10 protein-coding genes are annotated in these 13,444 nt (G+C 68.4%); 8 read left to right on the forward strand and 2 right to left on the reverse strand.

The window, feature by feature from the left end; all coding sequences use genetic code 11:
- Nucleotide 1 precedes the first annotated feature (1 nt).
- Entirely contained in the window at nt 2-841 is an 840-nt protein-coding gene (gene ddaH, locus ACIG5A_RS01860; RefSeq protein ID WP_397236624.1) for a dimethylargininase, read from the forward strand.
- A 134-nt stretch (nt 842-975) separates the two neighbouring features.
- Here ddaH and cobG read toward each other — a convergent pair whose 3' ends face one another.
- A complete protein-coding gene (cobG, locus tag ACIG5A_RS01865) occupies nt 976-2,148 on the reverse strand; it encodes a precorrin-3B synthase (RefSeq protein WP_397236626.1) in 1,173 nt (390 codons plus the stop codon).
- Between the two features lie 567 nt (nt 2,149-2,715).
- On the opposite strand from cobG, the gene ACIG5A_RS01870 reads away from it, so the two are divergent.
- The 3 genes from ACIG5A_RS01870 (at nt 2,716) to ACIG5A_RS01880 (ending at nt 7,761) form a co-directional block, all read left to right on the forward strand.
- Nucleotides 2,716-3,156, forward strand: a complete 441-nt coding sequence (locus tag ACIG5A_RS01870; RefSeq protein WP_397236628.1) for a nuclear transport factor 2 family protein — start codon at nt 2,716-2,718, stop codon at nt 3,154-3,156.
- Nucleotides 3,157-3,361: 205 nt separating this feature from the next.
- Complete coding sequence (gene cobN, locus ACIG5A_RS01875; protein ID WP_397236630.1) at nt 3,362-6,967, forward strand: cobaltochelatase subunit CobN; 3,606 nt, start codon at nt 3,362-3,364, stop codon at nt 6,965-6,967.
- 245 nt (nt 6,968-7,212) lie between these two features.
- Nucleotides 7,213-7,761 (forward strand): hypothetical protein, encoded by a 549-nt coding sequence (locus ACIG5A_RS01880; protein ID WP_397236632.1) that lies wholly within the window; start codon nt 7,213-7,215, stop codon nt 7,759-7,761.
- A gap of 101 nt (nt 7,762-7,862) precedes the next feature.
- On the opposite strand, the gene ACIG5A_RS01885 is transcribed toward ACIG5A_RS01880, so the two are convergent.
- Nucleotides 7,863-8,822: a helix-turn-helix transcriptional regulator gene (locus tag ACIG5A_RS01885; protein ID WP_397236633.1), complete on the reverse strand. Its 960-nt coding sequence runs from the start codon at nt 8,820-8,822 to the stop codon at nt 7,863-7,865.
- A gap of 113 nt (nt 8,823-8,935) precedes the next feature.
- On the opposite strand from ACIG5A_RS01885, the gene ACIG5A_RS01890 reads away from it, so the two are divergent.
- Genes ACIG5A_RS01890 through ACIG5A_RS01905 form a run of 4 tightly spaced genes read left to right on the forward strand, consistent with a single transcriptional unit; the run spans nt 8,936 to nt 13,442 of the window.
- Entirely contained in the window at nt 8,936-11,281 is a 2,346-nt protein-coding gene (locus ACIG5A_RS01890; protein WP_397236635.1) for a bifunctional salicylyl-CoA 5-hydroxylase/oxidoreductase, read from the forward strand.
- A 1-nt stretch (nt 11,282) separates the two neighbouring features.
- Nucleotides 11,283-12,059, forward strand: coding sequence for an SDR family NAD(P)-dependent oxidoreductase (locus tag ACIG5A_RS01895; RefSeq protein WP_397236637.1), 777 nt, complete (start codon nt 11,283-11,285; stop codon nt 12,057-12,059).
- Between the two features lies 1 nt (nt 12,060).
- Nucleotides 12,061-12,594 (forward strand): MarR family winged helix-turn-helix transcriptional regulator, encoded by a 534-nt coding sequence (locus ACIG5A_RS01900; protein ID WP_397236639.1) that lies wholly within the window; start codon nt 12,061-12,063, stop codon nt 12,592-12,594.
- Nucleotides 12,591-13,442: an enoyl-CoA hydratase family protein gene (locus tag ACIG5A_RS01905; protein ID WP_397236641.1), complete on the forward strand. Its 852-nt coding sequence runs from the start codon at nt 12,591-12,593 to the stop codon at nt 13,440-13,442. Before ACIG5A_RS01900 ends, ACIG5A_RS01905 begins: the two co-directional genes overlap by 4 nt.
- The last annotated feature ends 2 nt before the right edge of the window (nt 13,443-13,444 follow it).

A 13,444-nucleotide genomic window follows, 5' to 3' on the forward strand; every position in this document is an offset into this window, starting at 1 on the left:
GTTGACCTCTGTAGCCATCAGCACCGAGCCCGTCGCCACGCGCCGACCGTCGCCGCGACGCTTCGTCATGTGCCGCCCCGACTACTTCGACGTCTTCTACTCGATCAACCCATGGATGGATCCGGAAGCGCCGGTGGATCGCGACCGCGCCATCGACCAGTGGGAGACGCTGCGCACGGCCTTCGAGAGCCATGGCCATCACGTCGACGTGGTGCCCGGCGAACCGGGCCTGCCCGATATGGTGTTCGCCGCCAACAGCGGCGTGATCGTCGGAGACCGCGCCATCTCCGCGCGCTTCACCCATGCCGAGCGTGCCGACGAGGGCCCCGCCTACCACCGCTGGTTCGATGCCCGCGGCTTCGCGAAACTCGCTGCCGCGCAGGAGGTCAACGAGGGCGAGGGCGATTTCGTGCTGGTCGGCGAGCGCTTCCTCGCGGCCACCGGATTCCGCAGTTCGCCTGCCGCGCACCGGGAAGTGGAGGAGTACTTCGGCATTCCGGTGGTCACGCTGGATCTCGTCGATCCGCGCTTCTATCACCTCGATACCGTGCTGATGGTGCTCGGCGACGGCCACATCGCCTACTACCCACCGGCTTTCGCCGAACCGAGCCGTGCGGTGCTCGCCGAACTGTTCCCGGACGCGATCGTCGCCACCGAGGCTGATGCTGTTGTCCTCGGGCTCAACGGGGTCAGCGACGGCTACAACGTCTTCCTCAGCCCCCGCGCGACGGATCTGGCCGCGGCGGTGAAAGCCGTTGGCTACAACCCGATCCCGGTGGACCTCTCCGAATTCCTCAAGGCGGGCGGCGGCATCAAGTGCTGCACCCTCGAAGTGCACTGAGCTGAACCTCGGGACCCGCGCCGGCCATCGGCGCGGGTTCTGTTGTCAGAAGGGCAGTTCGGTGCGCCTGGCGCTGATGCCTGGCCCGGCGAGCAGCAAGCCGGTGCCGAAGGCGGGCAGCTGCCTGCGTTCGATCAGTCGACGCGGTAACCCGCATCGGTGGCGACCACATCGGTCACCGCGCCCTTGGGCCGCCCGCAGCGGCGCGCGCATCCGGACCAGTGCTGCCGCCCGGGGACCGCGACCTCGTCCGCGGCGAATGTGCCGTCGGCCGCCCGAAGCTCGGAATCCGGTAGGACGCGGCCGGATTCGACGGCGGCCGCCACATCCGCGCGCACATCGGTGAGCGATTTGGCGCATCCCGGCTGCCCCGCACAGGCGCTGACCCGCAGCCACGGGGAGTTGGCGTCGAAGATCAGCCCCATCGGCGCGAGTACCCGCACGACCTGTTCGGCGGGCCACTCCTCGAGATCGGCGATGACGAGGCCGCGCCACGGCGTGATGACGATCGGATGCTCGACGGCGGCGATGAATTCGGCGGTGCGGGAAGGCAGCGAACCTAGTCGCACACCGGCGCCGAGGCTGACCAGGCCGTTGTCCTGGGCCAGCCAGCCGATCGGAATGTCGTGGGGCGCACCGAGTTCGAGCCGCTCCGCGCCGGGCGTCAGGCCGAGCCGGTCGACGACCCGCTCGATGCCGCCGCCGACCTCGTGCAGCCGCCACTGGCCGGAATTCAGTTCGACGAACACGTGCGCGGCGGCCAGCAGCACATCGACCGCGTCGGCGGCCGACACCCGGATCCCGGAGTCGCGCCCGGCCAGCACGATCGCGAATTCGTCCGCGTCCGTGGCATGTACGCCGAGATCGCCGTCGAGGCCGCTGATATCGCCGCGCCCGTCATCGAGGGTGAACAGCACCCGGCCGGGCAGTTCGGCCAGCCGCGGCGCGCCGAGCAGTCCGGCGTCGAGTACCGGTACCAGACCGTGCACGTCGGCCGTGCCGCCGATCCGCCCGGACAGCGGCGAGGCGACGATATTGCGCACCCGCTCATGGGTATGACTCGGCAACAGCCCCGCGGCTTCGAGCCGGGTGGTCAACTCGCCCGCGTCGCGCACCTGCCGCAGTTGCAGGTTGCCGCGCGAGGTCAGCTCGATATTCCCGTCGCCGAGATCGCGCGCGGCCTCGGCCAGCGCCCGCAGTTGCGCGGGCTCGAGCCGCCCACCGGGCACCCGGACACGCGCCAACGGCCCGTCGGCCGCTTCATGCAGCCGCAGCACACCGGGACAGGAATCTGAAGTAGTACGCATGACCCACCCAGCCTACGACCCCGCCCCAGTGCTCTCTCCGCGGCGATGCCCCGCCGGGCGACAGCTGTTGTCAGCACAGATGCGTGGGTGTCGCGATGATCGCCACGGCCACGATGGACGGTCGTCACGACAGCGTCCTTGTCGATCCGCCGCGTCGTTCAGAGACACGGGCCGAGAAAGGTTGCCGACCGACTGTCACGCTTGCCGGTGGCGACGCAGCCCGACGCTACTCGGTCGATGTCGGCCGAGCCGGACACCGAGCTTCGCCGGAAAGTGGGCCGAGCGGGTTGCCGACCGGCTGTCGCTTGCCGACGGCAGCGAATCCCGTGCAGCACGACATTCCTCGGACGAATGCAGCCGAGCCTGGCATCGGGCTTCGTCGAGCAGAGCGCACGGCTGATCCCGCCGTTGTTCAGCATCGGCAAGCCGCTCGCGATCGGCGGAGCCGTCGGGGTGTCGTGATGGTTGCGACGGTCATGCTGGGCGACGCCGGTGACGGTCACCGCGGTGGCGGCCGGTGGATGACGAGTTCTGCACGGTGCGGCGTTACTCACTAAGGTTCGGCGCATGACCGAAATCTCTACTGTTGCTGACCGGCTCGCCATTATCGATGTGATCACCCGGATGTTCGTGTACTGCGATCAGAAGCGGTGGGATGATCTGCTGCCGGAGGTCTTCACCGAGAAGGTGGACTTCGACGGGGGTTTCGGCGGTCCGGTGGGTGTGCGGCCGACGGTGGATATCGTCGGCGACTGGCGGACGGGGCTCGACCGCATCGACGCGATTCACCACCAGTCCGGCAATCACCTGATCGATCTGCGGGGTGATGCGGCGGACGTGCACGCCGATTCCATCGCCGTGCACGTCAAGAACGACGCGGTCAACGGCAGGACCCGCACCTTCGTCGGCAGCTACTCCCTCGGTGTCGAGCGCACCCCGGCGGGCTGGCGGATCAACAAGTTCCACTACCTGCTGAAGGTGATCGAGGGCAACGCCGACCTGACCTAGGCCGCGCGCAGAGTACGGGCGCGGGCGCGCTGTAGCATTCGGTTGCTCGGCGGGTGACGAGGAAACCGGTGAAACTCCGGTGCGGTCGCGCCACTGTGAACAGCCAGACCCTCTGGGCTTGCCCACCCCGCCGGCTGCGCTCGCTGCCATCCCGGCAGACGAGCACACACCCGATGGGCGCGTCACCCGAGGAAGGCCGTCACCTGTGATTCTGCTGCTGTCCACGTCCGATACCGATCTGCTCAGTGCGCGCGCCAGCGGCGCGGAGTACCGGTGGGGCAACCCGGCCCGGCTGCTCGTCGAGGACCTGCCCGGCCTGCTCGATGGCGCGGATCTGGTGATCGTGCGCATCCTCGGCGGCAAGCGCGCCTGGGAGGAAGGCCTGGACGCGGTGCGTGCCAGCGGAGTTCCGCTTGTCGCGCTCGGCGGTGAGCTCGCGCCGGACGCGGAGCTGATGGAATGCTCGACGGTGCCGGGCGGTGTCGCCGCCGACGCGCACAACTATCTGGCCGCGGGCGGCCCGGAGAATCTGCGCCAGCTGCACAACTTCCTCTCCGATACGGTGCTGCTCACCGGCCACGGGTTCGAGCCGCCGGTGCAGCTGCCGAGCTGGGGTGAACTGGAACGCGCCGCGGCCGCCGTCGATGCCGCCGCGCCGACGGTGGCGGTCATCTATTACCGCGCACAGCATCTGGCCGGGAACACCGGCTACATCGACGCGCTGTGCACCGCGATCGAGAACGCTGGCGCCCGCCCGCTGCCGCTCTATTGCGCCTCGCTGCGCACCGCCGAGCCGGAACTGCTCGAAACCCTGCGCCGGGCCGACGCTTTGGTGGTGACGGTGCTCGCCGCGGGCGGTACCAAGCCGGCCACCGCGTCGGCGGGCGGCGAGGACGAGTCGTGGGACGTGGGCGCACTCGCCGACCTGGATGTACCCATCCTGCAGGGTCTCTGCCTGACCAGCGGCCGTGAGCAGTGGGCCGCCAACGACGACGGCCTTTCCCCGCTGGATGTCGCTACCCAGGTCGCGGTGCCGGAGTTCGACGGCCGCATCATCACGGTTCCGTTCTCGTTCAAGGAGTTCGACGCCGACGGCCTGTCCACCTATGTGCCCGACGCCGAACGTGCCGCGCGCGTAGCGGGTATCGCGACCCACTACGCCAGGTTGCGCCATATCCCGAACGCGGACAAGCGCATCGCGCTCATGCTCTCGGCCTATCCGACCAAGCACGCCCGCATCGGCAACGCCGTCGGCCTCGACACCCCGGCCAGCGCCATCCGGCTGCTCACCGAGATGCGGTCGGCCGGTTACGATCTCGGCGCGCCCGGCGAAATTCCCGGCCTCGACGAGCAGGACGGCGACGCGCTCATCCACGCGCTGATCGCCGCGGGCGGCCAGGATCCGGACTGGCTGACCGCGGAACAGCTGGCGGGCAACCCGATCCGGATCGGCGCCGACGCCTACGCGAGCTGGTTCGCGACCCTGCCGGAGGATCTGCGCGAGGCGATCGTCGAGGCGTGGGGCCCGCCGCCCGGCGAGATGTATGTCGACCGTTCCGCCGATCCGAAGGGCGAAATCGTCATCGCCGCCCTGCGTTTCGGCAATGTGGTGCTGATGGTGCAGCCGCCGCGCGGTTTCGGGGAGAACCCGGTCGCCATCTATCACGATCCCGATCTACCGCCGAGCCATCACTATCTGGCCGCCTATCGCTGGCTTGCCGCGCGCGAGGGCTTCGGCGCCGACGCGATGGTGCACCTCGGCAAGCACGGCAACCTGGAGTGGCTGCCGGGCAAGACACTCGGCATGTCCGCCTCCTGCGGCACCGATGCCGCGCTCGGCGAGCTGCCGCTGATCTACCCGTTCCTGGTGAACGATCCCGGCGAGGGCACCCAGGCCAAGCGCCGCGCGCACGCCACCCTGGTCGATCATCTGATTCCGCCGATGGCCCGCGCCGAAAGCTACGGCGATATCTCGCGTTTGGAGCAGCTGCTCGACGAGCACGCCAACATCTCCACCCTCGACCCGGCGAAGCTGCCCGCCATCCGCCAGCAGATCTGGACGCTCATGCGCGCCGCCAAGATGGACCACGACCTGGGCCTGGCCGAACGCCCGGACGAGGAATCCTTCGACGATATGCTGCTGCACGTCGACGGCTGGCTGTGCGAGATCAAGGACGTGCAGATCCGCGACGGCCTGCACGTGCTCGGCCAGGCGCCCGCGGGGGAGTCCGAGGTCGATCTGGTGCTGGCGATGCTGCGCGCCCGCCAGCTGTGGGGCGGCGAGGTGAACGTGCCCGGCCTGCGGGAAGCGCTCGGCCTCGACGAATCCGGCAGCGAGGTTCGCGAACGCGTCGACGCCGTCGAGGCGCGCGCCCGTGAGCTCGTCGCCGCGCTGCAGGCGGCGGACTGGTCGGTGGACGCGGTCGATGCGATCGTCGAGCGGCTCGTCCCCGCCGACGGTGCCACCGCGACTCGGGTGCGCGCGGTGCTCCGCTTCGCCGCGACCGAGGTCGTACCGCGCCTGCGCCAGACCGGCATCGAGATCGACCGCGTGCTGCACGCGCTCAACGGCGGCTTCATCCCCGCGGGCCCCAGCGGTTCGCCGCTGCGCGGCCTGATCAACGTGCTGCCGACCGGCCGCAACTTCTATTCGGTCGACCCGAAGGCCGTTCCGTCGCGCCTGGCCTGGGAAACCGGTCAGGCCATGGCGGATTCGCTGCTGGAGCGCTACCGCGCCGATCACGGCGAATACCCGCGCTCGGTGGGACTTTCGGTGTGGGGCACCTCGGCCATGCGCACCTCCGGCGACGATATCGCCGAAGTCCTTGCGCTGCTGGGTGTCCGGCCGGTGTGGGACGAGGCCAGCCGCCGCGTCACCACGCTCGAGGTGATCTCGCTCGAGGAGCTGGCCCGCCCTCGCGTCGACGTCACGGTCCGGATCAGCGGCTTCTTCCGCGACGCTTTCCCGCACGTGCTCGCTCTGCTCGACGACGCGGTCCGGCTTGTCGCCGAGCTCGACGAGCCCGCCGAGTCGAATTACGTACGCGCACATGCCGAGGCCGATCTCGCCGAACACGGCGACCAGCGCCGCGCCACCACCCGCATCTTCGGTTCCAAGCCGGGCACCTACGGTGCGGGCCTGCTGCAGCTCATCGACTCCAAGAGCTGGCGCACCGACGACGATCTCGCGCAGGTGTACACCACCTGGGGCGGCTACGCCTACGGCCGCGACCTGGACGGCGCGCCGGCCGCCGACGACATGCGCACCGCGTACCGGCGAATCACCGTGGCCGCCAAGAACACCGACACCCGCGAACACGATATCGCCGACTCCGACGACTACTTCCAGTTCCACGGCGGCATGATCGCCACGGTGCGCGCGCTCACCGGCAAGAACCCGGAGGCCTATATCGGCGACAGCACCCGCCCGGACGCGGTGCGCACCCGCACCCTCTCCGAGGAGACCGCGCGGGTATTCCGTGCGCGCGTGGTGAATCCGCGCTGGCTCGAGGCGATGCGCAGGCACGGTTACAAGGGCGCGTTCGAGATGGCCGCCACCGTCGACTATCTGTTCGGCTATGACGCAACCACCAATGTCGTAGCCGACTGGATGTATGAAAAGCTCGCGGAGAGTTACGTTTTCGACGACGTGAACCGGAAATTCATGGAGCAGTCGAATCCGTGGGCGCTGCACGGCATCGCCGAGCGCCTGCTCGAGGCCGCGGAGCGTGATCTGTGGGAGCATCCGGAGCGCGAGACGCTGGACCGGCTGCGCCAGATCTACCTGGAGACCGAGGGCGAACTGGAGTGAACTGAGCCGCATCCGCCGCGACCGCGCGGCCTGCCCGAGCCTGGGCAGGCCGCGCGGTTCCTTTTCTGATCCGAATTTCGAACCATCAATTTCGGGGAGTTCGAATTAGATGATCTTGCAAGACAATTCGATGCCCCGCGCGGTCTCGACACGGGTTGTGTCAAGGGAGCATGATTGTTGATGTTGCACAGTCCGTTTCTCCGGGGAAACGTCAATTGGAATCGGCTGGATGATTGGAATGTGAAATGAAGATCCGACAATTGGTAGCGACCACGATTATGACGGTCGCGGCCACAGGCGTGGCCGCCGCCACCGCGTACGGCCAGGCCGAGCTCGCGGGCCCGACCATCAACGGTGTCGACGGCCCGGTGGCCTATACGACGGCCCTGGCGGCCGATCATTCGAGTGCCGAGATCACCTTGGCCTCCGGCACGTTCACGCTGGTACCGGAAGCCAAATCGGTGACCGTCACCGCGGCGGACGGTGCTGTCGTCGGGTCCATCCCGACGGCGATCCAGACCGAAGCAGGTCAGGTACTGGACGTGACGCCCGCGCTGGACAGTACCGGAACCAGGCTGACCCTCACACCGGTCAGCGCGCCCGCGCCCGGCGCGGTCGCGACGCCGGAAGTGGCGGCGCTGCAGACGATCGGTGACGCGGGCAGCACGATCGCCGGCCTGGCGATCGGTTGCGCGGTCGGCATCATCATCGGCATCTGGTTCTTCTTCGTCGGCGCCATCATCGGCTGCATCGTCGGCGCCGTTGTCGGCGCCATCATCGGCGCGAACCAGTAATCGGCAACAGCGGAGCGAAAGATCAAAGGAGACAATAACGGTCGCGGTCCGTTGTTCGATCGGCGGACCGTGATCGCATGAGTTGGGAATAACACGCCGAATTATTGCGAACCTGCCGCTTTTCGGAATCGCTCCGCGGTGGTGAGTAAGTGTGCGGCGAGTTCCGGGGCGTCCAGTACATCGAAATCCTTGTCGAGCAGCCCGAGATAGTGCGTCAGCATGTGCGGGGTATCGGAACCGACCTGCACCACGCAGCGCTCCGGCCCGTCGGGGTCCACGGTGACCGCGACGGGCAAAATGGCGCGCACCTCCGCGGCGGATGCGTGCACCCGGACCCGTGCCGAATATCGCCAGGTCGCCGCGCCGACCCCGCGCTGAATGTACTGTGCCACGTCACCTTCCGGAATCGGGCGTGGCGTGAAGCGCGGACCGTTCGGCGTGCGCGGCATCATCCGGTCCGCGCGGAAGGTTCGCCAATCCTGACGCCCGACATCCCAGGCGATCAAATACCAGTAGCCCCGCCAATGTGCCAGCCGATGTGGCTCGGCGTCGCGGCGTGACGATGCGCCGGTATGCGTTTCGTAGTCGAACCGCAACCGCTCACCGGCCCGGATGGCGCCCGCGATGGCGGTGAGCACCGCCGCGTCGACGGTCGTGCGCCCGCCCGCCGGCACATGGACGGTCGCCGCTGTCAGCGCCTGCACCCGGTGCCGCAGCCGAGACGGGAGCACCTGCTCCAGTTTGGCCAACGCCCGCACCGCGGTTTCCTCGATCCCGGTGACCGCGCCGTTGGCCGCCGTCACCAAACCGACGACGACGGCCACCGCCTCGTCATCGTCCAAAAGCAGTGGTGGCAGCGATGTTCCGGCGCCGAGCCGATAGCCGCCCGCCACCCCCGGCGTGGCGTGCACCGGATAGCCGAGCGCGCGCAGCCGCTCCACATCGGTGCGGATGGTCCGCGTACTCACCCCGAGCCGCTCGGCCAGCGCGGGCCCGGTCCAATCCCGGTGCAGCTGCAGCAGGGACAGCAGGCGGAGCAGCCGGGCCGAGGTTTCCAACATGCCCCGATCCTCGCACCGATTGCGGCGGAAGATCTTCCGCATTCCGAGATTGCTTGACAACTAAAGCTTCAGACCTAAAGTAAATAGGGCGTTCGGCATTCGAGGAGAGCGTCATGAAGATCGTCTGCGTCGGCGGTGGTCCCGCGGGTCTGTACTTCGCCCTGCTGATGAAGAAACTCGATGCGGCGCACGAGATCACCGTGGTGGAACGCAATCGTCCCTATGACACGTTCGGCTGGGGTGTGGTGTTCTCCGACGCCACCATGGAGAACATGCGTCAGTGGGATGCGCGCACCGCGGACGAGATCCAGCAGGCCTTCAACCACTGGGACGATATCGAGCTGCTGTTCAAGGGCCGCACCCTGCGTTCGGGCGGGCACGGATTCGTCGGCATCGGCCGAAAGAAGCTGCTCAACATCCTGCAGGCCCGCTGCGAGGAGCTCGGCGTGCGGCTGGAGTTCGAGCGGGAAGTGGAGTCCGACACCGAATTTCCCGATGCCGACCTGATCGTCGCCAGCGACGGCATCGGCTCCAAGATCCGCACCGGGTACGCCGAGGTGTTCCGGCCCGATATCGTGCCGCGGCCCAATCGCTACATCTGGCTCGGCACCACCAAGCGCTACGACGCCTTCACCTTCGACTTCGTCAGGACCGAGCACGGCTGGTTCCAGGCGCACATCTACAAGTTCGACGAGCACACCGCCACGTTCATCGTCGAATGTCCGGAGAACGTGTGGCGCGCACACGGATTGGACGAGGCGGATCAGGACGAGTCGGTCGCGTTCTGCGAGCGGTTGTTCGCGGCCGACCTGGACGGCGCTCGGCTGCTGGCGAATTCGCGTCACCTGCGCGGTTCGCCCTGGTTGAACTTCCAGCGGGTCAAATGCGCGCAGTGGTGGCTGCACAACGGCGACAGCCACGTGGTGCTGATGGGCGACGCGGTGCACACCGCGCACTTCGCGATCGGCTCCGGCACCAAGCTGGCGCTCGAGGATGCGATCGAACTGGTGCGCCAGTTCGCCGAACACCGCGACGCGGCCGCGGATCTGCCCGGTGTGCTGAAGCGGTACCAGGACGTGCGGTCGATCGATGTGCTGCGGTTGCAGAACGCGGCATGGAACGCCATGGACTGGTTCGAGGTCTGCGGCGAAAGGTATTGCGACCGGCTCGAACCCGAGCAGCTGATGTATTCGCTGCTGACCAGGAGCCAGCGCATCGGCCACGAGAACCTGCGGTTGCGCGACAAGAACTGGCTCGACGACTATGAACGCTGGTTCGACGCCACCGCCGGTGTACCGCGCCGGGCCGACGAGCCGCCGATCCCGCCGATGTTCACCCCGTTCACGGTGCGCTCGGTCACCCTGGCGAACCGTGTCGTCGTCTCGCCGATGGCACAGTACTCGGCGGTGCACGGTGTACCGGGCGATTTCCACCTGGTGCACCTCGGCGCGCGGGCGCTCGGCGGTGCGGGCTTGGTACTCGCGGAGATGACCTGCGTGAGCCCGACGGGGCGGATCACCCCCGGCTGTCCAGGTCTGTATACCGACGAACAGCGGCGGGCATGGCAGCGGATCGTCGAATGGGTGCACGCGAATTCGACGGCCAAGATCGGCATCCAGCTCGGCCACTCCGGCGCGAAAGGGTCGACCCGGCGGATGTGGGACGGTATCGATCAGCCGCTCACGCCCGCCGACGACGAGCCGAACTGGCCGCTGGTCTCGGCATCGCCGCAGCAGTACCTGCCCGGCGAGAGCCAGTGGTCCGCCGAGCTCACCCGGCCCGAAATGGACGAGATACGACAGCAATTCGTCGCCGCGGCCCGGCGCGCGGCCGAGGCCGGTTTCGACTGGCTCGAATTGCACTGTGCGCACGGGTATCTGCTGTCCGAGTTCATCTCGCCGCTGACCAACCGGCGCACCGACGAATACGGCGGCTCGCTGGCGAACCGGCTGCGCTATCCACTCGCCGTATTCCGTGCGGTGCGGGCGGTCTGGCCGCAGGAGCTGCCGATGTCGGTGCGCGTCTCGGCGCACGACTGGGTGGACGGCGGTATCACGCCGCAGGACGCGGTCGAGATCGCCGCGGCGTTCCGTACGGCGGGGGCCGATCTGATCGACTGCTCGTCCGGTCAGGTGAGCAAGGAGGAGAAGCCGATCTTCGGCCGCATGTGGCAGACGCCCTTCGCCGATCGGATCCGGCAGGAGGCCGGGATCGCGACCATCGCGGTCGGCGGTATCTCCGAGGCCGATCACGTCAACAGCATCATCGCCGCGGGCCGCGCGGATCTCTGCGCGGTCGGCCGACCGCATCTGGCGAATCCGGCCTGGACGCTGACCGAGGCGGCGCGCATCGGCCACACCGATATCGGCTGGCCCAAGCAGTACGGGGCGGCGAAGCGGCAGTTCGAGGCGAATATCGAGCGCCAGCGGGCCGCCGCGCAGTCACCGGAGCGGAGCTGAGATGACCGCACCGCTGGCCGGACAGCACGCCGTCGTCACCGGCGGCGGGCGTGGCATCGGCGCCGCCATCGCCAAGCGCCTCGCGCAGAGCGGCGCCCGGCTCACCCTGCTCGGGCGCTCACTGCGCACGCTGGGCGAATCCGCGGCCGAATTGCCGGATAGCGCAAAGGCTTTCGTCACCGCCTGCGATGTCACCGATCCGGCGGCGATCACCGCGGCGTTCGCGGCCGCACGCGACGCGCACGGTGCGGTGGACATCCTGGTCAACAACGCGGGCCGGGCCGCGAGCGCGCCGCTGCTGCGCACCGACGACAGTATGTGGCAGGACATGCTCGCGGTGAACCTCACCGGCACCTTCCTCTGCACGCGCGCGGCGCTCGCCGACATGCTCGGCCGTGGCAGCGGCCGGATCGTCAATATCGCCAGTACCGCGGGGCAGCGCGGCTACCCGTACGTCGCCGCCTACACCGCGGCGAAACACGGCGTCATCGGACTGACCCGCGCACTGGCGCTGGAGGTCGCGGGCACCGCGATCACGGTGAACGCGGTGTGCCCCGGCTTCGCCGACACCGATCTGCTCTGGGACAGCGTCGCCACGGTGATGGACCGGACCGGGCGTGACCGCGATGCCGCGGTGGCCCACTTCCTCCGGTACAACCCGCAGGGGCGGCTGATCGCACCGGACGAGGTGGCCGACGCGGTCGCCTGGCTGTGCGCACCGCATGCGAGTTCGGTGACCGGACAGTCCATTTCGATCAGCGGAGGAGAAGTGACCTGAGGTGACCGAGCAAGCGGATACGACCGCGCACGTCCTCGGCGACGAACGTATCGGTGCCGAGGCACGCGCCGCCGCGCACGACCATCTGGATGTGCGGCTGTGGTTGCGGCTGCTGGCCTGCAGCAATCAGATCGAGCAGGAGATACGCACCAGGCTGCGCGCGCATTTCGGCACCACGCTGCCGCGCTTCGACTATCTGGCCCAGCTCGATCGCTTTCCCGGCGGTCTGCGGATGAGCTCGCTGTCGCGCTATCTGATGGTCACCGGCGGCAATGTCACCGGCCTGACCGACCAGCTGGTCGCCGAGGGCCTGGTGGATCGCGTCCCCGATCCCGACGACGGGCGCGCGACCCTGGTGCGCATCACCGGCGCGGGCCGAAACCGCTTCCGCGAGATGGCCACCGAACACGAGAAGTGGCTGATCGAGATCTTCGACGGCTTCGGCCGCGACGCCGAGCAGGCGCTCTACGAGCTGCTCGGACAGCTGCGCATCCACGTGGCGCACCACCTCGACGGGCCGGGAGGCATCGAATGACCAACGGATTGGATCCGGCGCTGCGCGCGGGCAATCGCAGCACCCTGGGCGACTATGCCGCACAACACTTCCGCTGGCAGGTGCGCGAGCGCGTCGGCACCATCGTGCTCGATCGCCCGGAGCGCAAGAATCCGCTGACTTTCGGCGCCTACGCCGAACTGCGCGATCTGTTCGGTCGCCTGGCCTACGCCGAGGACGTCTCGGTGATCGTATTGCGCGGCGCCGGAACGGATTTCTGCTCCGGCGGTGATGTGCACGACATCATCGGCCCGCTGATCGGGCTGCCCGCACCGGAACTGCTGATGTTCACCAGGATGACCGGCGACCTGGTGAAGGCGATGCGGGCCTGCCCGCAGCCGATCGTCGCGGCGGTCGACGGCGTATGCGCCGGGGCCGGAGCGATTTTGGCGATGGCCGCCGATCTGCGGGTCGGCACCGCACGGAGCAAGACCGCGTTCCTGTTCGCGCGGGTCGGCCTCGCCGGCTGCGATATGGGCGCCTGCGCCATGCTGCCGCGCATCATCGGTCAGGGCCGGGCATCCGAACTGCTCTATCTGGGCCGCTCGATGAGCGGTGAACAAGGGCTGGCATGGGGGTTCTTCAATCAGCTCGTCGACCCCGACGGGCTGGCGGAGGCGGCCGCGGCGCTCGCCCGCGAACTCGCCGACGGCCCGACCTTCGCGCACAGCATCACCAAAACCATGCTGCACCAGGAGTGGTCGATGAGTATCGAGCAGGCCATCGAGGCGGAAGCGCAGGCGCAGGCGCTGTGCATGCTCACCGAGGATTTCGCGCGCGCGTATCGCGCGTTCGCCGCCAAGAGCCGCCCCGTTTTCGAGGGGAACTGAGC

The sequence above is a fragment of the Nocardia sp. NPDC052566 genome (assembly GCF_044547285.1).
In the GTDB taxonomy this organism is placed as follows: Bacteria; Actinomycetota; Actinomycetes; order Mycobacteriales; family Mycobacteriaceae; genus Nocardia.

Excerpts from the sequence above, each read along its gene's own strand:
- cobG (WP_397236626.1), bottom strand. The coding sequence starts at position 2,148 with ATGCGTACTACTTCAGATTCCTGTCCCGGTGTGCTGCGGCTGCATGAA.
- ACIG5A_RS01870 (WP_397236628.1), top strand. The coding sequence starts at position 2,716 with ATGACCGAAATCTCTACTGTTGCTGACCGGCTCGCCATTATCGATGTG.
- ACIG5A_RS01880 (WP_397236632.1), top strand. The coding sequence starts at position 7,213 with ATGAAGATCCGACAATTGGTAGCGACCACGATTATGACGGTCGCGGCC.
- ACIG5A_RS01885 (WP_397236633.1), bottom strand. The coding sequence starts at position 8,822 with ATGTTGGAAACCTCGGCCCGGCTGCTCCGCCTGCTGTCCCTGCTGCAG.
- ACIG5A_RS01890 (WP_397236635.1), top strand. The coding sequence starts at position 8,936 with ATGAAGATCGTCTGCGTCGGCGGTGGTCCCGCGGGTCTGTACTTCGCC.
- ACIG5A_RS01895 (WP_397236637.1), top strand. The coding sequence starts at position 11,283 with ATGACCGCACCGCTGGCCGGACAGCACGCCGTCGTCACCGGCGGCGGG.
- ACIG5A_RS01905 (WP_397236641.1), top strand. The coding sequence starts at position 12,591 with ATGACCAACGGATTGGATCCGGCGCTGCGCGCGGGCAATCGCAGCACC.